General features: G+C 71.7%; 16 protein-coding genes. 13 read left to right on the top strand and 3 right to left on the bottom strand.

Annotation, left to right across the window (positions count from 1 at the left end; all coding sequences use genetic code 11):
* Window positions 1-53 precede the first annotated feature (53 nt).
* Genes ACVFI9_RS02780 through ACVFI9_RS02790 form a run of 3 tightly spaced genes read left to right on the top strand, consistent with a single transcriptional unit; the run spans window position 54 to window position 2,359 of the window.
* Entirely contained in the window at window positions 54-1,031 is a 978-nt protein-coding gene (locus tag ACVFI9_RS02780; protein ID WP_474764519.1) for a bile acid:sodium symporter family protein, read from the top strand.
* A gap of 43 nt (window positions 1,032-1,074) precedes the next feature.
* Window positions 1,075-1,821 (top strand): hypothetical protein, encoded by a 747-nt coding sequence (locus ACVFI9_RS02785; RefSeq protein WP_474764520.1) that lies wholly within the window; start codon window positions 1,075-1,077, stop codon window positions 1,819-1,821.
* Window positions 1,822-1,852: 31 nt separating this feature from the next.
* Entirely contained in the window at window positions 1,853-2,359 is a 507-nt protein-coding gene (locus ACVFI9_RS02790) for an FBP domain-containing protein (protein WP_474764521.1), read from the top strand.
* A 75-nt stretch (window positions 2,360-2,434) separates the two neighbouring features.
* On the opposite strand, the gene ACVFI9_RS02795 is transcribed toward ACVFI9_RS02790, so the two are convergent.
* The 3 genes from ACVFI9_RS02795 to ACVFI9_RS02805 all read right to left on the bottom strand — a co-directional run bounded on the left by ACVFI9_RS02795 (window position 2,435) and on the right by ACVFI9_RS02805 (window position 5,108).
* A complete protein-coding gene (locus ACVFI9_RS02795; protein ID WP_474764522.1) occupies window positions 2,435-3,205 on the bottom strand; it encodes an SGNH/GDSL hydrolase family protein in 771 nt (256 codons plus the stop codon).
* An 81-nt stretch (window positions 3,206-3,286) separates the two neighbouring features.
* On the bottom strand, window positions 3,287-3,481 hold the full coding sequence (locus ACVFI9_RS02800; RefSeq protein ID WP_474764523.1) for a DUF1918 domain-containing protein: 195 nt from the start codon (window positions 3,479-3,481) through the stop codon (window positions 3,287-3,289).
* An 82-nt stretch (window positions 3,482-3,563) separates the two neighbouring features.
* Window positions 3,564-5,108 (bottom strand): PucR family transcriptional regulator, encoded by a 1,545-nt coding sequence (locus ACVFI9_RS02805; protein ID WP_474764524.1) that lies wholly within the window; start codon window positions 5,106-5,108, stop codon window positions 3,564-3,566.
* Between the two features lie 195 nt (window positions 5,109-5,303).
* Between ACVFI9_RS02805 and gabT the strand changes: the two genes are divergently transcribed.
* From gabT to ACVFI9_RS02855, 10 genes are all read left to right on the top strand, one after another.
* Window positions 5,304-6,662: a 4-aminobutyrate--2-oxoglutarate transaminase gene (gene gabT / locus ACVFI9_RS02810; RefSeq protein ID WP_474764525.1), complete on the top strand. Its 1,359-nt coding sequence runs from the start codon at window positions 5,304-5,306 to the stop codon at window positions 6,660-6,662.
* Window positions 6,659-7,972, top strand: coding sequence for a Glu/Leu/Phe/Val family dehydrogenase (locus ACVFI9_RS02815; RefSeq protein WP_474764526.1), 1,314 nt, complete (start codon window positions 6,659-6,661; stop codon window positions 7,970-7,972). Before gabT ends, ACVFI9_RS02815 begins: the two co-directional genes overlap by 4 nt.
* Before the next feature lie 56 nt (window positions 7,973-8,028).
* Complete coding sequence (locus ACVFI9_RS02820) at window positions 8,029-9,498, top strand: NAD-dependent succinate-semialdehyde dehydrogenase (protein WP_474764527.1); 1,470 nt, start codon at window positions 8,029-8,031, stop codon at window positions 9,496-9,498.
* A gap of 99 nt (window positions 9,499-9,597) precedes the next feature.
* Complete coding sequence (locus tag ACVFI9_RS02825) at window positions 9,598-11,019, top strand: flavin monoamine oxidase family protein (RefSeq protein WP_474764528.1); 1,422 nt, start codon at window positions 9,598-9,600, stop codon at window positions 11,017-11,019.
* Window positions 11,016-11,885 (top strand): universal stress protein, encoded by an 870-nt coding sequence (locus tag ACVFI9_RS02830; protein ID WP_474764529.1) that lies wholly within the window; start codon window positions 11,016-11,018, stop codon window positions 11,883-11,885. The genes ACVFI9_RS02825 and ACVFI9_RS02830 overlap by 4 nt, the downstream gene beginning before the upstream one ends.
* 10 nt (window positions 11,886-11,895) lie before the next feature.
* On the top strand, window positions 11,896-13,479 hold the full coding sequence (locus ACVFI9_RS02835; RefSeq protein ID WP_474764530.1) for an APC family permease: 1,584 nt from the start codon (window positions 11,896-11,898) through the stop codon (window positions 13,477-13,479).
* Between the two features lie 656 nt (window positions 13,480-14,135).
* On the top strand, window positions 14,136-14,783 hold the full coding sequence (locus ACVFI9_RS02840) for a DUF937 domain-containing protein (protein WP_474764531.1): 648 nt from the start codon (window positions 14,136-14,138) through the stop codon (window positions 14,781-14,783).
* A gap of 47 nt (window positions 14,784-14,830) precedes the next feature.
* A complete protein-coding gene (locus ACVFI9_RS02845; protein WP_474764532.1) occupies window positions 14,831-15,277 on the top strand; it encodes an FAS1-like dehydratase domain-containing protein in 447 nt (148 codons plus the stop codon).
* Window positions 15,277-15,702 carry a MaoC family dehydratase gene (locus tag ACVFI9_RS02850; protein ID WP_474764533.1) on the top strand — a complete coding sequence of 142 codons (426 nt, stop codon included), beginning with the start codon at window positions 15,277-15,279 and terminating at the stop codon, window positions 15,700-15,702. Before ACVFI9_RS02845 ends, ACVFI9_RS02850 begins: the two co-directional genes overlap by 1 nt.
* 1 nt (window position 15,703) lies before the next feature.
* Window positions 15,704-16,924: a UDP-N-acetylmuramate dehydrogenase gene (locus ACVFI9_RS02855; protein WP_474764534.1), complete on the top strand. Its 1,221-nt coding sequence runs from the start codon at window positions 15,704-15,706 to the stop codon at window positions 16,922-16,924.
* Window positions 16,925-16,985 lie beyond the last annotated feature (61 nt).

Here is a 16,985-nt window from a genome sequence, read left to right on the forward strand (position 1 = left end):
GCTCGTGGCTCGCGGCCATTGCCCGCGGCCGCCGGATGCGCCACACTCGGCCCATGGGATCAGCGTTGACCACCATCGGATTGCCCGTCGCCCTCGGCATCATCATGTTCGGCCTGGGCCTCACGCTCACTCCGCGCGACTTCGCGCGAGTGGCGAAGCATCCGAAGGCGGTGATCATCGCCCTCGTCTGCCAGCTCCTGCTGCTGCCGGCGCTGTGCTTCGGCCTCGTGCTGCTCTTCCGGCTGCCGCCGGTGCTCGCCGTCGGCATGCTGCTGCTCGCCGCGTCGCCGGGCGGCACCACGGCCAACCTCTACAGCCACCTGTTCCGCGGTGACGTCGCCCTCAACATCTCGCTCACGGCGATCAACTCCGTGATCGCCGTGTTCACGCTGCCCCTCATCACGAACCTCGCGATCGCGTACTTCCTCCCGGGCGACGACTCGCTCGGCCTGCAGTTCGCGAAGGCGGTCGAGGTGTTCGCGATCGTGCTCGGGCCCGTGCTGCTCGGCATGCTCGTGCGCTGGTGGAAGCCGGGCTTCGCCGACCGCATGGACCGGCCGGTGCGCATCGCCTCGGTCGTGATCCTCGTCGTGGTCATCGCCGGCGCGATCGTGTCGAACCTCGAGCTCCTGCTCGAGAACGCGGGTCGACTCGCGGGCATCACGGTGCTCTTCTGCGTCCTCAGCCTTGCGGTGGGCTACCTCGTGCCGCGTCTCTTCCGGATCGATCGCGCGCAGTCGATCGCGAGCTCGTTCGAGATCGGCATCCACAACGCGACCCTCGCCATCGTGATCGCGCAGACCGTGATCGGCAGCGTCGAGATGAGCCTGCCCGCCGCCGTCTACGGGGTGCTCATGTTCTTCGTGGCGCTGGCGTTCGGGTTCCTCATCCGAGGACGCCGGCCGGCGACCGGGCGCGCCGCAGCTTCGGTCGCGGGAACGGATGCCTCGACCTACGCGTCGGAGGTCCCGTCCGCGACGGCCGCGACGACGACCGATGGCTCGGGGGAGGCGACGCCGACGACACGCTGAGCCGCGGCGACGGGCTCAGCCCGCCGCCGATCGAGGCGGGGAGATGGGAACCGGGCAGGAGGATGCACGAGAACACCGCCGTGACGAGTTGCGGCGGATCGTGTACGGCGCGCCCGGAGATCCGCCGACCGAGCTCGTCGCCGAGCTCGCCGAGCTCGAGGACGAACTCGCCCGGGAGCACCGGTCGGCCGATGAGGGCTCCACGGCGGACGGGAGCGGGCAGGGCTCCGGCGCGGCCGGGATGGGGGAGGCCGGACGGTCCGCCGAGCCAGTGCCTCAAGGCGCGACGGTCGAGCGGCGGCGGCCGTCGCGGAGGCGACGATCGCCGCGCCGCGTGCTCGCGACATCCGCCGCCGTCCTCGCCGCGGTGATCGTCCTGCTCGGCCCGGTGCGAGACGCGCTGTCGCCACCGCAGGGGCTCGAGATCTTCGAACGGGCGCAGACCGAGGAGGAACTGGCGTCCGCCGCCGACGTGGCGACCGAAGCCCGGCTCGACCCGTACACGCCGGAGGCGCTGCGTTCGCTCGGGCGCCTCTTCGGCTACGAGTTCTGGGCGTACCGGGACGACGACCTCGTCTGCATGCTCTCGCAGCGGCCGTACTTCTTCGACTGGCAGCGATCCTGCGCGACGCTCGACGTGTTCCGGGAGTCGGAACTCACGCGGCGCATCGCCGCCGACACCATCCGCGACGGGTCGCGACCCCGTCGATTCCAGCCCGGCGACATCGTGGTGGTCCACTGGGGTCCGGCATCGATCGAGCTGGAGTGGCGATTGGAACCGGCTTCGTAGACTGGGAGGGCACGCACCGGGAGGGGACGGGATGCAGCCACTGGTCGAGAACGAGATCCGCGAGGCGCTCGGCAACGCCAGTGCGGCGGAGCTCGCCCAGCTCTCGCTGCCGCTCGACTTCCTGCTCATCGAGTGGGCGCACCTCGACGCGTTCGCGTGGCGTGATCCCCGCATCGCGGCCCGCGGATACCTCGTGACCGAGCTCGACGGATCACCTGCGGGAGTCGTGCTCAGGGCGGCCGCCTCGAACGGTTCGCACCACCGCGCCGCGATCTGCAACCTCTGCCACACCCAGCAGCCCGCCGATCAGGTCGTGCTCTTCTCGGCCCGCCGTACGGGTGCCGCGGGGGAGCGCGGCGACAGCGTGGGCACGTACATGTGCGCCGATCTCGCCTGTCAGGAGACCGTGCGGCTCGGTCGGCCCGCCGCGCCCTCCGAGGTGCAGCCCGGCGTGCACGAGATCATGCGCATCGAGGGCCTCGCCCGGCGCACGCGGGCGTTCGTCGCCGACGTGCTCGGCTCCGTGTCCGGTCCCTGAGCGTGTCGAAGGGCCGATCGCTCCGGCAGGCTCAGCGAACTCCCGGCGGCGCGCGTCGGCGCGCGTCGAGGCGCGTCAGCGCGCGGCATCCGACGCCAGCGGCTCGAGCGTCGGACGCTTCGCCGTGCGGCCGTCGCCCGAGGATCGTCCGGTGAGCCGTCGCCCGATCCACGGCAGCACGAACTCGCGATAGTACGCGGCGGTGTTCCGGCTGCGCGCCCCGGGCGGCGCGGCCGCGACCTCGGCGACGCCCCACTCCTCGGGCACGGGCACGCCGAGCGCGGTGAGCACGTTGCTCGCGACGCGCGCGTGACCGAGCGAGTTCAGGTGCAGCTTGTCGGGCGACCAGTAGCGGATGTCGCGGAGCCCGCGATCGTTGAAGTTGTCGACGAAGGTGACCCCAGGGAGTTCCCCGAGGTCGACGAGGGCCGCAGTGAGGCGCGCGCCGCGCGCGTCGAAGACCCGTCCGAGGGGCAGGTGATCGGTCGGGTTGGCGCCGCTCAGCATGAGCACGTGGATGCCCTCGTCGCGGATCCGGTGCACGGCCTGGCGGAACCGCCCGGCCACGCGCTCCTCGGGCATGCGCGGACGCAGCATGTCGTTGCCCCCGCCGTTGAAGCTGATCACCTCGGGGCCCAGCGCGATCGCCGCCTCGAGCTGCTCGTCGACGATCGGCCCGAGCTTGCGGCCGCGGATCGCGAGGTTCGCGTACCGCACGGGCTCGTGTGCGGCAGCGGCGAGTCCCAGCGCGACGAAGTCCGCCCAGCCGCGTACGGTGCCGTCGGGGAGCTCGTCGCCGACCCCCTCGGTGAAGCTGTCACCGATCGCCGCGTAGGAGTGGAACATCCCTCAACGGTAGCGCGGTGCTCGCTGAGCCCGGTCGAAGCGAGCGGGCTCACGTGCGCCGTTGGACGACCTCGGGAAGCCTCAGTGCGCCTGGTGCTGGTGCTCGAGCTCGCAGTCGGACCCGGGGTACAGCAGCGTCTCGTGCCCGTCGTCGAAGCGCACGAGGTACGGTGGCGAACCGTCGGGTCCGCGGACCTCGAGGATCTCGCCGTGCCGATCGGTCTGGCCGACCTGCTTGCCATGGATGACGAGGCGTTCGCCGACTGTCGCTTGCATCGTGACCCCCTCCCGATCGTTCCAGCGTACGCCGGGGTCTCCCGAGGGGGAAGGGTCGCGCGTCAGCCCGCCGCCTCCCGCGTCAGGCGACCGCCAGGAGCGCCGCCCACAGGTCGGCGCGCGCGTGGAACCCCGAGAGGTCGCGGCCGAGCAGCCGCTCGGCGAGTGCGACCCGGCTGCGCACCGTGTGCCGGTGCACGCCGAGGGCCTGCGCGGTCGCGTCGAACTGGCCGCCGTGCTCGAGCCACGAGCGCACGGTGTCGACGAGCGACGTGCCGTTCGCCTCGTCGTGGCGGGTGAGCGGCTCGAGGGTCGCGAGCGCGACGGCGCGCGCGTCGGTACGGGCGAGGAAGGCCAGCACGCCCTGGCGGCTGATCTCGTCGAACGCGACCACGCCAGATCCGGTTTCGCGGGCGCGCTCGAGGGCACGGAGCGCCTGCTCGTGGGCGCGGGCGACGCCGTCGGCGGCCACTCCGTCGGAGAGGCCGACCGGCAGCTCGAACTCCGCGGCCAGCTCGGTGGCGAGGGCGGCATCGGCGTCCTCGAGCAGGATCACCACGGTGTCCTCGTCGCGGCCGAAGAAGAGCCGGCCGTCGCGCTCCTCGACGCGCAGCTCGAGCAGCTCGGTGAGGCGGTCGACGTGCGACGCCGGCGCATCCACCACCGCGACCCGCAGGGGCGCCGCCGGAAGTGGCCCCCACATCTCCGCGGCCACGCCCTCGGCGAGCGCGAGGTCGCCCGCCAGGATCGAGCGCAGCAGGCCCGTTCGGAGGTGCCCGCGGGCACGGTCGAGGTTGCGGTTCTGCTCGAGCGCGAGCCCGGCGAGGGCGATCACCGAGGTGACGACCTCACGGCCGGCCTGGTCGAGCTCGGCCGAGTCACCGATGGCGAGCACCCCGCGCAGCGCTCCGCCCGAGCCGAGCGTCTGCAGGGTCATCCGCTGGGGCTGCCCCACCGACTCGCCCGCCATGAGCGTGCGGCTCGCGCGCTGGCCTCGACGGAGCATCGAGCGCGCCTCGCCCACGACCTCGCCGAGCGCCGGCTGCCCCAGACCGCCCTCGGGTGCCTCGCGATCGAGCGAGCCCGCCGCGTCGATGAGACCCACCCAGGCGCCGATGCGATGCGAGAGCTCCCCGAGCGTCGACGAGAGCCCATCGGGCCGCAGGGCCGCGAGCGAGATGGCGCGCTGCGCCGCGAGCGACCACGTGTGCCGGGCGTAGGCGTCCTCGGCGAGGGCATCGGCGACGAGACGCACGACCGCGATGAACGGCACCCGGTACGGGACCTCGAAGAGCGGCAGCCCCTCGCGCGTGCAGGCGTCGACGAGCGCGGCGGGCGTGCCCGCGCGGATCACCTCGGTGCCGAACCCGAGGGCCGCGATACCCGGTCGGCGAAGGCGACCGACGTACGCATCGGCGAAGGCCGGGTCGAGGTCGGCCGCGAACTGCGTGCCGGTCGTGAGCAGCACGTTGCCCGCGTCGAGGAACGGCGTGGGGTCGGCCAGGTCGGAGCTGTGCGCCCACGTCACCGGCGCGGCGAGTGCCTCGGCGGGCAGCGCGTCGGCGGGCGTGAGGAGCGTGAGGGCCAACTCGGGGCGGTCGAGCAGGGTCTGCACGGTGGGCTGCACGGTTCCTCCTTCTGGTCGCCAGGCCTGTCGAAGCGCCGTGGCCCCGTTCCCTTCGACGAGCTCAGGGAACTTGGTGCTTGTACGCAGCGTCCAGTGACCTGCACCTGAGTGTACACAGGGGCGCCGCGTCAACCGTCGCGCCCGACCTAGCATGGGCGGCATCCGTCACCGCCGTCACCATGCATCGGAGCAGCCATGACCCTCGTCGACAGCCCGGCCACCGCCACGGGAGGCCCGACGCTCACCCAGGAGCGCCGTCTCGTCACCGCCATCCCCGGTCCCCGCTCGCAGGAGCTCATGTCGCGCAAGGCCGAGGCCGTCGCGGCCGGCGTCGGCCACACCATCCCGGTCTCGGTCGTCGCCGCGGGCGGCGGCGTCATCGTCGACGCCGATGGCAACTCGATCATCGACCTCGGCTCGGGCATCGCCGTCACGGGCGTCGGCAACGCCAACCCGCGCGTCGTCGAGGCGGTCACGGCTCAGCTGAACGCGTTCACCCACACGTGCTTCACCGTCGCGCCCTACGACTCCTACGTGGCGGTCGCCGAGAAGCTCAACGCGCTCACCCCCGGCGACCACGTGAAGCGATCGGCCCTCTTCAACTCGGGCGCCGAAGCCGTCGAGAACGCCGTCAAGATCGCCCGCAACTTCACGAAGAAGCAGGCCGTCGTCGCGTTCGACCACGCCTACCACGGCCGCACGAACCTCACCATGGGCCTCACCGCGAAGAACATCCCGTACAAGAGCGGCTTCGGGCCGTTCGCGCCCGAGGTGTACCGCGCGCCGCTCTCGTACCCGTTCCGCGACGGCGGGCTCAGCGGTGCGGATGCCGCGGCCCGTGCCATCTCGCAGATCGAGAAGCAGGTCGGCGCCGAGAACCTCGCCGCCGTCATCATCGAGCCCATCCAGGGCGAGGGCGGCTTCATCGTGCCAGCGCAGGGCTTCCTCCCCGCGCTCGTGGAATGGTGCCGCGCCAACGACGTCGTCTTCATCGCCGACGAGGTGCAGACCGGCTTCGGCCGCACCGGCGCCTGGTTCGCGAGCGACCACGAGGGCATCGTGCCCGACCTCGTCGTCACCGCGAAGGGCATCGCCGGCGGCCTGCCGCTGTCAGCCGTCACTGGCCGCGCCGAGATCATGGACTCCGCCATGGCCGGCGGCCTCGGCGGCACCTACGGCGGCAACCCGCTCGCGTGCGCCGCAGCCCTGGCCTCGATCGAGTCGTACGAGGCCGACGGGCTCATCAAGCGCGCGAAGGAGATCGGCGCCGTGCTCCTCGGCCGCCTGAACGCCCTGCGCACGGCCGATGCCCGCATCGGCGACGTGCGCGGCCGCGGCGCGATGGTCGCGATCGAGCTCGTCGACCCCGAGACGGGTGCACCCGACGCGGCCCTCACCTCGAAGGTCGCCGCGCACGCCCACGCGAACGGCGTGCTCGTGCTCACCTGCGGCACGTACGGGAACGTCATCCGGTTCCTGCCGCCGCTCACCATCTCCGACGAGCTGCTCATCGAGGGCCTCGGCGTCGTCGCGGAAGGGCTCCGAGCCGCATGACCGACCTGCTCACGGCGACGACGGCGTCGACCGTGTCGGATACCCCTGCCGCGGCATCCGACGTCCACATCGCCACGCCGCTCACCGACGCCCGCGCCCAGCTCGCCGAGGCGATCTCGCTGCTCGGCTACGGCGACGGCCTGCACCGCATGCTCGCGACGCCGCGTCGCGAGCTCACGGTCGCGGTGCCGCTGCGCATGGACGACGGTTCGCAGCGGCTCTACACGGGGTATCGCGTGCAGCACAACTTCTCACGCGGCCCGGCCAAGGGCGGTCTCCGCTACGCGCCCAACGTCGACCTCGACGAGGTGCGCGCGCTCGCGATGTGGATGACCTGGAAGTGCGCCCTGCTCGACGTGCCGTACGGCGGCGCGAAGGGCGGTATCGCGATCGACCCCCGCGAGCACTCCACGGCCGAGCTCGAGCGCGTGACCCGTCGCTACACGAGCGAGATCCTGCCGATCATCGGCCCGGAGCGCGACATCCCCGCGCCCGACATCGGCACCGACGAGCAGACCATGGCCTGGATGATGGACACCTACTCGGTGAACTCCGGCTACACGGTGCCCGGCATCGTGACGGGCAAGCCCATCTCCCTCGGCGGTTCGCAGGGGCGGGCTTCGGCGACCAGCCGGGGCGTGACGCACATCGCGCTCGCGGCCCTCCGGCATGCGGGGCTCGACCCCGCGCGCTCGACCGCGGCCGTGCAGGGCTTCGGCAAGGTCGGTGCGGATGCCGCGCGGTTCCTCGCCGAGGCGGGCGTGAAGGTCACCGCGGTGAGCGACCAGTACGGCGCCGTGCACCGCGCGGGCGGACTCGACATCGAGGCGCTCGGCGACCACGTGCGTGCGACCGGCTCGGTCACCGGCTTCGGCGGAGGCGAGGCACTCGACGGCGCTGCGCTGCTCACGCAGGACGTCGACCTGCTCGTGCCCGCCGCGGTCGAGGGCGTGCTGCACGACGGCAACGCGGGCGACGTGCTCGCCAAGGTCATCGTGGAGGGCGCCAACGGGCCCACGACACCGGCGGCCGACCGCATCCTCCGCGAGCGCGGCGTGCTCGTCGTGCCCGACATCCTCGCGAACGCGGGCGGCGTCATCGTCTCGTACTTCGAGTGGGTGCAGGCCAACCAGGCGTACTGGTGGCGTGCCGACGAGGTCGAGTCCAGACTGGAAGAGCGGATGCTCAGCGCCTGGCAGCACGTCCTCGGCTACGCCGAGACCCGCGACCTCTCGCTCCGCACCGCCGCAACCGCGCTCGCGGTGGAGCGCGTCGCCGAGGCGCACCGCCTCCGCGGCCTCTACCCCTGAGCGCACACCCGCCGACCACCATCCGACGGCCGACACCCTACGAAACGGAACGCAGCATGACCGACACCCTGCAGGAAACCACCCTCCTCGACCGCGTCGCCGACGGTCTCTTCATCGGCGGCGAGTGGGTCGCCGCCGAGGGCGAGAAGACGTTCGAGGTCCGCGACCCGTCCACCGGCGAGGTGCTGAAGACCATCGCCGACGCGTCGCCCGCCGACGGTATCCGCGCCCTCGACGCGGCCGTCGCCGCCCAGGACGCGTGGGCCGCGACGGCTCCCCGCGAGCGCGGCGAGATCCTCCGCCGCGCGTTCGACACGCTCATCGCGCGCCGCGAGGAGTTCGCCCTCCTCATGACGCTCGAGATGGGCAAGCCGCTCGCCGAGGCGCGCGGCGAGGTCAACTACGGCGCCGAGTTCCTGCGTTGGTTCAGCGAGGAGGCCGTGCGCATCACGGGCCGGTACGGACTGAACCCCGAGGGCACCGGCCGCATCGTCGTCGCCCAGCGGCCGGTGGGCCCGTCGTACTTCATCACGCCGTGGAACTTCCCGCTCGCGATGGCGACGCGCAAGATCGCGCCGGCGCTCGCCGCGGGCTGCACCGTCGTGGTGAAGCCGGCCGCGCTCACACCGCTGACGACGGTCGCGTTCGTGCAGCTGCTCGAAGAGGTCGGATTGCCCAAGGGCGTCGTGAACGTGGTGACCACCACGAGCTCGTCGAAGGTCTCGGGCCCGATCATCGCCGACCCGCGCCTCCGCAAGCTCTCGTTCACCGGGTCGACCGGGGTCGGCCGAAAGCTCATCGAGCAGTCCGCCCAGGGGATCCTGCGCACCTCGATGGAGCTGGGCGGCAACGCCCCGTTCGTCGTGTTCGAGGACGCCGACCTCGACAAGGCGGTCGACGGCGCCATGATCGCGAAGTTCCGCAACATCGGGCAGGCGTGCACGGCCGCGAACCGCTTCATCGTGCACGAGTCGGTGGCCGGCGAGTTCGCGAAGCGCGTCACCGAGCGCGTCTCGGCCATGCGGGTCGGCCGGGGCACCGAGGACGGCGTGTCGATCGGGCCGCTCATCGATGACAACGCGGTCGCGTCGACCGACGAGTTGGTGAAGGACGCCGTGGATAAGGGCGCGAAGGTCCTCGCCGGGGGAGCGCCGATCGACGGCGCGGGCTCGTTCTACGCACCGACCGTGCTGGGCGACGTCGGCAAGGACGCCCGCCTCCTTCGCGAGGAGATCTTCGGGCCGGTGCTCGGCATCACCACCTTCGCCGACGAGGACGAGGCCGTGCGCCTCGCCAACTCGACCGAGTACGGGCTCATCTCCTACGTGTTCACCAAGGACCTCGCGCGCGGCCACCGCATGATCGATCGCCTCGCCACCGGCATGATGGGCCTCAACACGGGCCTCGTCTCGAACGCGGCTGCGCCGTTCGGCGGCGTGAAGCAGTCGGGCATCGGCCGCGAGGGCGGCTTCGAGGGCATCCACGAGTTCCTCGACACGAAGTACACGCTCATCCCGGTGGACTGACCGATGGCGAGCGGATGTCGCAGCCTCGCGCCGCGGCATCCGCTCTCTTCCGCGTGCCCGGAATCTGGGACTCGCGCACCTGAATCGAAGGCAAGGAACATGGAACGCATCGACTGCGACGTCGTCATCGTGGGCGCCGGGGCATCCGGACTCACGGCGGCGAACCGACTCAAGGACGCCGGCCGCACGGTCGTGGTGCTCGAGGCACGCGACCGTGTCGGCGGTCGCCTCTGGACGGACGAGATCGACGGCGCGATGCTCGAGATCGGCGGGCAGTGGGTCTCACCCGACCAGGACGCGCTCATCGAGACGATCGACGAGCTCGGCCTCGAGACCTACCCCCGCTATCGCGAGGGCGTGAACATCTACCTCGGTCCCGACGGCGACCTGAAGCGGTTCGAGGGCGAGATCTTCCCGGTGCCGCCGGCGACCGAACACGAGATCGTCACGCTCATCGAGAAGCTCGACGCCCTCGTCGCCGAGATCGACCCCGACCGCCCGTGGGCGCACCCGCAGGCGAAGGACCTGGACGAGATCTCGTTCGCCCGGTGGCTCGAGACCCAGACCGATGACGAGGAGGCGCGCGAGAACATCGGCATGTTCATCGCCGGGGCCATGCTCACGAAGCCGGCGCACGCGTTCTCGGCGCTGCAGGCGCTGCTCATGGCGGCATCCGCGGGATCGTTCTCGAACCTCGTCGATGCCGACTTCATCCTCGACCGCCGCGTCGTCGGCGGACTCCAGCAGGTGCCGCTGCGCCTCGCCGAGCGCCTCGGCGGTGCCGTGCGACTCGGCCAGGCGGTGCGCACGGTGCGCTGGGCTGCGCCGTCCGACGGGCCGACGGATGCCCCGGGGCGCGGCGTCGTGGCCGTGACCGATCACCTCGAGGTGCACGCGCAGCGGATCATCCTCGCCGTGCCGCCGATCCTCATCAGCCGGATCTCGTACGAGCCGCCGCTGCCACGCCGCCAACAGCAGTTGCACCAGCACCTCTCCATGGGCTTCGTGATCAAGGTGCACGCGGTCTACGAGACGCCGTTCTGGCGTGCTGCCGGCCTCAGCGGCACGGCCTTCAGCCCCTACGAGCTCGTGCACGAGGCGTACGACAACACGAACCACGGCGACCCGCGCGGCACGCTCGTCGCGTTCGTCGCCGACGAAGCCGCTGATGGCGTCTTCCAGCTCACCGCCGAGGAGCGCAAGGCGAAGATCCTCGAATCGCTGTCGCACTACTACGGCGAGGAGGCGCTGCACCCGGTCGTCTACTACGAGAGCGACTGGGGCTCCGAGGAGTGGACGCGCGGCGCCTACGCCGCGAGCTTCGACATGGGCGGGCTCGCCCGCTACGGCGCCGACCTGCGCACGCCCGTCGGACCCATCCACTTCTCGTGCAGCGACATGGCCGGCAAGGGCTACCAGCACGTCGACGGCGCGATCCGCGTGGGCCGCGAGGTCGCCGACGAGGTGCTCGCAGCGCTCGAGGTGCGCGACGCGCACGACTCGAAGGAGGCACTCGCGTGAGCGGCCGGATCGTCGTCGGCTACACGGCCGACGAGAGCGGCGCCGACGCGCTCGCCCTCGGCTCGCGTCTCGCTGCGGCGAGCGAGGCGCTGCTCGACCTCGTCATGGTCCTGCCGAGCGAGGCGCGCAACAGCCTCGTGCCGGCCGACACCGGCTACGAGCGGTTCCTCAAGGAGCAGTCGCGCACGTGGCTGGCCGAGGCATCCGACACCATCGGCGACGACGTCGCCCAGTCGCTGCACGTGCGCTACGCCGAGTCGTTCGCAGAGGGGCTCATCGCCGCGGCGCACGAGTTCGGCGCCTCGCTCATCGTCGTCGGTGCGGCCCGCGGGGGCCTGCTCGGTCGGGCCCGCATCGGCTCGGTCGCGAACGAACTGCTGCATTCGTCGGATGTCCCGGTGGCGCTCGCGCCGTCGGGCTCCCGCGAGGTGCCCGTCTCGCAGGGCGTGACCCGCATCACGGCGGCGATCGGCACGCGTCCGGGCGCCGACGCGCTGCTCGAGGCATCCGTGAGCCTGGCCCGTTCGACAGGGGCGCCGCTCAGGCTCGTATCGCTCGTGCCCATCGACCTGCCCAGCGGCCTCGACGAGGAACTCGCCGAGCTCACGGGGACCGTGCATGCCGACGAGGTGCTGGCGGCGGCGCGCCGGCAGCTGCCCGCCAACGTCGAGGCGACGGCCGTCGCGGCGCCCGGCGCCACCATCGAGGCAGCCGTGCGTGAGCTCGACTGGCACGCTGGCGAACTCGTGCTCGTCGGCTCCAGTCGGCTCGCGGCGCCGCACCACCTGTTCCTCGGCTCGACGGCGGCGAAGATGCTGCGCGAGCTTCCGGTACCCATGATCGTGGTACCGCGCACCACCCACTGAGAGAGACGCAATGACGCACGAACCCCAGACCACGAACCCGCAGACCACAGCCCCGCTGACCGAGGCGACGTCCGCCGTCGACGGCACGACGGCGAGCGACGCGAAGCACGGCCTCTCGAAGAAGGGCCTCTCGGCGGGGTCGGTCGGCCTCATCGGCGCGATCGTCATCGGCATCTCGTGCATCGCCCCCGCGTACACGCTGACCGCCGCGCTCGGCCCGACCGTGTCCGAGGTCGGCGTGCAGGTGCCGGCGATCATCCTGGTCGGATTCATCCCGATGCTGCTCGTGGCGTTCGGCTACCGCGAGCTCAACCGGCGCATGCCGGACTCGGGCACGTCGTTCACGTGGGCGACGCGGGCGTTCGGACCGTGGATCGGTTGGATGGCGGGGTGGGGCCTCGTCGCGGCGACGATCCTCGTGCTCTCGAACCTCGCGGGCATCGCCGTGGACTTCCTGTTCCTGCTCATCTCGCAGATCGTCGGCGACCCGGCGATCGCGGATGTCGCGGCGAACCCGTTCGTGAACGTCGCCGTGTGCCTGCTCTTCATGCTCGGCGCGACGTGGATCTCGTACCGCGACATGCAGACGACGCAGAAACTGCAGTACTGGCTCGTGGGCTTCCAGGTGCTCGTGCTCGTGGTCTTCTCCGTCGCGGCGCTCGTCGAGGTCGCGAACGGCAACGCGTTCGACGCCACCGCGATCGACCTCTCGTGGTTCAACCCGTTCGCCGTCGAGTCGTTCTCGGCGTTCGCCGCGGGCCTGTCGCTGTCGATCTTCATCTTCTGGGGCTGGGACGTCACCCTCACCATGAACGAGGAGACGCGCGGGTCCGAGAAGACGCCCGGCCGCGCCGCGACCGTGACGGTCGTGACGATCGTGGTGCTGTACCTGCTCATCGCGGTCTCGCTCATCGCGTTCGCGGGCGTGAGTGACGGCGAGTTCGGCCTCGGCAACCCCGAGATCCAGGACAACGTGTTCTTCCACCTCGCCGGGCCGGTGCTCGGGCCGCTCGCCGTGCTCGTGTCGCTCGCCGTGCTGACGAGCTCGGCGTCGTCGCTGCAGTCGACGTTCGTGTCGCCGGCGCGCACGCTGCTCGCAATGGGCCACTACGGCGCGCTGCCGCCGAAGTTCGCGACCGTCAGCCCGCGGTTCTTCACGCCCGGGTATGCGACGATCGTGTCGTCGCTCGTGGCTTCCGTCTTCTACGCCGTCATGCGGTTCGTGAGCGAGAACGTGCTGTGGGACACCATCACCGCCCTGGGCATGATGATCTGCTTCTACTACGGCATCACGGCGTTCGCGGCGGTGTGGTTCTTCCGGAAGGTGTGGATGCGCTCGGTGCGCAACTTCTTCTTCACGCTGCTGTTCCCGCTCGTCGGCGGCGTGATCCTCGCGGTGCTGTTCTTCACGACGCTGATCGACAGCATGGACCCCGACTACGGTTCTGGTTCGTCGGTCTTCGGCGTCGGCCTCGTCTTCGTGCTCGGCATGGTGGTGCTGCTCTCGGGCGCCGTCATCATGCTCTGGCAGTGGCGGATGCGTCCGGCGTTCTTCCGCGGGGAACTGCTGTCGCGCGCGACCTCGGAGGACTGAGCGCGACCTGCGCTGCGGTCGCGTCCTCTTCCTCATCGAGGGCACTGTTTCGTCGCGGAATCACGTGCCGGGGTGCCGGAGTGCCGGAGTGTCGGAGTGTCGGGGTGCCGGGGTGCCGGGGTGCCGGGGTGCCGGGGTGTCGGGGTGTCGGGGTGTCGGGGTGTCGGGGTGCCGAGGTGCCGGGGTGCCGGGGTGCCGGGGTGCCGGGGTGCCGGGGTGCCGAGGTGCCGGGGTGCCGAGGTGCCGGAGTGTCGGGGTGCCGGAGTGCCGGAGTGCCGGAGTGCCGGGGTGCCGGAGTGTCGGGGTGCCGGAGTGCCGGAGTGCCGAGGTGCCGAGGTGCCGGAGTGCCGGAGTGCCGAGGTGCCGAGGTGCCGGAGTGCCGGAGTGCCGAGGTGCCGAGGTGCCGGAGTACCGGAGTGCCGGAGTGCCGAGGTGCCGAAGTGCCGGAGTACCGAAGTGGTGCGAACTTCCGAGAGGGAAAGGTTCGTCGACACGTGGCCGCTGGGCCCGACCGACTCCGTGCGGCGAGCAACGCGGCCCAGCTCGACGGCATCGGCGGGCGACCTGCCATCGTCGCAATCCCTTCACCCGCGCCTGCCGCCCGGGTAGCGTGAACCCCGAGCGCCCGACGGCGGGCGCGGGAACGGGGGACCCGCATGGCTGGACTCGATGACCTCAGGTCGCAACTGCCGATCGGCGACATCGCCGCACGACTCGGCGTCGACGAGGCGACCGCGCGCAAGGCGGTCGACGACGCCCTGCCGGCGCTCGTCGCCGGAATGGGCGCCAACGCCACCGACCCGGCGGGAGCGGCCTCGCTCGAGCGGGCCGTCACCCGCCACGATCCCGCCCTCGTCGAGGGTGGCGTGAACCTGGGCGACGTCGACGAAGAGGACGGTCGCAAGATCGTGCGGAACGTGTTCGGCGACAACACCGACCGGGTCGTGTCCGCCCTCGACGACAAGGAGAAGAAGGAGACCGGCGCGGGCGACCTCATCGGCAAGCTCCTGCCGATCCTCGCTCCGATCGTGCTGGCGTACCTCGCCAAGCAGTTCTCGAAGAAGCAGAGCGAGAAGGCCGCCGACGAGAGCGCAGCCGAACGCGAAGAGACGGGATCGGGCAGCGGGGGCATCGGTGACATCCTCGGCGGCCTGCTGGGCGGCGGTTCGGGTTCCGATGGGTCGGGAGGCGGCCTCGGCGGCCTGCTGGGCGGACTCCTCGGCGGCAGCGGCTCCGGCGGCTCCAGCTCCGGCGGCGGGCTCGGCGACATCCTCGGCGGACTCCTCGGCGGCGGCAGGCGCTGACCGGCCGGCCCGAGGAAGGCGCCGCGCCCCCCGCATAGACTGTCGGGGTGCCAGTGAACCCCGAGCTGCAGGGGCGGATCTTCCCGCCGACCGAGCCGTATCTCGTCGGACGCGAGAAGGTGCGCGAGTTCGCCCGCGCCGTCTTCGCGACCAACCCGATCAACCTCGACGTCGACGCTGCGCGCGCGGCCGGGTACGACGACGTCGTGGCGCCGCCGACGTTCGCGGTCGTCGTCCAGGAGCAGACGCTCGCGCAACTCCTCGCCGAGCCCGACTCGGGCATCGACTTCTCACGCGTGGTGCACGGCGACCAGCGCTTCACCTCCACGCGGCCGATCGTCGCGGGCGACCTGCTGACGGCCACGCTCACGGTCTCGAGCGTGAAGACCCTCGGCGGGCACTCGATCGTGACAGCCGAGTCGAACATCGCGGATGCCGCGGGCGAGCACGTCGTCACCGCGATCTCGACGCTCGTGGTGCGAGGGGAGGAGTGATGGCCACGCCCGCTTTCGACAGCCTGACCGTCGGCGACGTCGTCGCCGAGCGTTCGTTCCCGCTCACGCGGGATTCGCTCGTGCGCTATGCCGGGGCGTCCGGCGACTTCAATCCCATCCACTACCGCGACGACATCGCGCAGCAGGTCGGCCTTCCGGGCGTGCTCGCGCACGGCATGCTCACCATGGGCTTCGCCGTGCAGCCCGTCGTCGACTGGGTCGGCGACCCCGGACGCATCCGCGACTACCAGGTGCGCTTCACGCGACCCGTCGTCGTCGATCCCGAGGCCGGTGCGAACGTCGCCGTCGCCGCGAAGGTCGGCCAGCTCGACGCCGAGGCCCGGGTGGCCCGCATCGACCTCACCGTGAAGGTCGGCGACGACACCGTGCTCGGCAAGGCGCAGGTACGCGTCGCACTCGACTGACATGGCCACCGACATCCCGTTCTCCGAGCTCACGACGCTGCAGGTCGGCGGTCCCATCGGCCGGCTCGTGACCGCCACGACCCAGCGCGACCTCGTCGACCTGGTGACCGAGGCGTGGAACGACGGCGAGCCGTGGCTCGTGCTCGGCGGCGGCTCGAACCTGCTGGTCGGCGACGACGGGTTCGACGGCACGGTCATCCGCGTGCTGACGAAGGGCATCGAGGTGCTTCCGCCGCGCGACATCCCACCCAACGCGGTCGACGCCCCCGCTCCCGGCACGACCCGCATCCGCGTGCAGGCCGGCGAGGACTGGGACGCCCTCGTCGCCTGGACCGTCGAGCACGGCTTCGCCGGCATCGAGGCGCTCTCGGGCATCCCGGGCTCGGTGGGCGCCGCGCCCGTGCAGAACATCGGCGCCTACGGGCAGGAGCTCGAGTCCACGCTCGTCGCGGTCGAGTTCCTCGAGGAGGGGGCGGATGTCCCGCGCCGCATGACCGCCGACGAGCTCGAGCTCGGCTACCGCACGTCGGTGCTGAAGCGCGGACTCCGCGGCGTCGTCGTCTCGGTGGAGCTCCAGTTGCACGACACGTCCGCCGAGCGCGCCGTGCTCGGCGAGGCGCTCGGCCAGCCGATCGCCTACGGGCAGCTCGCCGACGCGCTGCACGTGAACCTCGGCGACCGCGTGCCGATCTCGCGCGTGCGGGAGGCCGTGCTCGCACTGCGCTCCTCCAAGGGCATGGTGCTGAACCCGGCCGATCCCGATTCGGTGAGTGCCGGCTCGTTCTTCACGAACCCGATCGTCCCTGAGCGGGTCGCGCGCACCCTGCCGGGCGATGCGCCGCGCTGGTACCTCGAGGAGGACGCCGCCGACGAGATCGTCCCCATCGCGGCGGGCGTGCTCGACGAATCGCCGCTCGACCAGTTCCTCGCCCACCAGGCGTCGCTCGAGGCATCCGGAACCGCGACGGATGCCCCGCCCGCCGAGTCGCTCGTGAAGCTCTCGGCCGCGTGGCTGATCGAGCATAGCGGCATCCGTCGTGGCTTCGCCCTGCCCGGGTCGCGCGCGGCCGTGTCGTCGAAGCACACGCTCGCGCTCACCAACCGGGGCGGCGCGACCGCCGAGGAGGTCGCGCAGCTCGCCCGGTTCGTGCAGAGCCGCGTGCAGGCCGAGTTCGGCATCGCGCTGCACCCCGAGCCGGTGCTCGTCGGCGTGGAGCTGTAGCCTCCGAACCGCGGTGCGCGGTGCGCGGTGCGCCGGCTGCGATGAGGGTGCGGCCACGGTC

The sequence above is a fragment of the Agromyces sp. NSFZ genome (genome assembly GCF_056156205.1).

Coding starts and splice junctions, on each gene's coding strand:
- ACVFI9_RS02780 (WP_474764519.1), top strand. CDS start 54: ATGGGATCAGCGTTGACCACCATCGGATTGCCCGTCGCCCTCGGCATC.
- ACVFI9_RS02785 (WP_474764520.1), top strand. CDS start 1,075: ATGGGAACCGGGCAGGAGGATGCACGAGAACACCGCCGTGACGAGTTG.
- ACVFI9_RS02790 (WP_474764521.1), top strand. CDS start 1,853: ATGCAGCCACTGGTCGAGAACGAGATCCGCGAGGCGCTCGGCAACGCC.
- ACVFI9_RS02795 (WP_474764522.1), bottom strand. CDS start 3,205: ATGTTCCACTCCTACGCGGCGATCGGTGACAGCTTCACCGAGGGGGTC.
- ACVFI9_RS02800 (WP_474764523.1), bottom strand. CDS start 3,481: ATGCAAGCGACAGTCGGCGAACGCCTCGTCATCCATGGCAAGCAGGTC.
- gabT (WP_474764525.1), top strand. CDS start 5,304: ATGACCCTCGTCGACAGCCCGGCCACCGCCACGGGAGGCCCGACGCTC.
- ACVFI9_RS02815 (WP_474764526.1), top strand. CDS start 6,659: ATGACCGACCTGCTCACGGCGACGACGGCGTCGACCGTGTCGGATACC.
- ACVFI9_RS02820 (WP_474764527.1), top strand. CDS start 8,029: ATGACCGACACCCTGCAGGAAACCACCCTCCTCGACCGCGTCGCCGAC.
- ACVFI9_RS02825 (WP_474764528.1), top strand. CDS start 9,598: ATGGAACGCATCGACTGCGACGTCGTCATCGTGGGCGCCGGGGCATCC.
- ACVFI9_RS02835 (WP_474764530.1), top strand. CDS start 11,896: ATGACGCACGAACCCCAGACCACGAACCCGCAGACCACAGCCCCGCTG.
- ACVFI9_RS02840 (WP_474764531.1), top strand. CDS start 14,136: ATGGCTGGACTCGATGACCTCAGGTCGCAACTGCCGATCGGCGACATC.
- ACVFI9_RS02850 (WP_474764533.1), top strand. CDS start 15,277: ATGGCCACGCCCGCTTTCGACAGCCTGACCGTCGGCGACGTCGTCGCC.
- ACVFI9_RS02855 (WP_474764534.1), top strand. CDS start 15,704: ATGGCCACCGACATCCCGTTCTCCGAGCTCACGACGCTGCAGGTCGGC.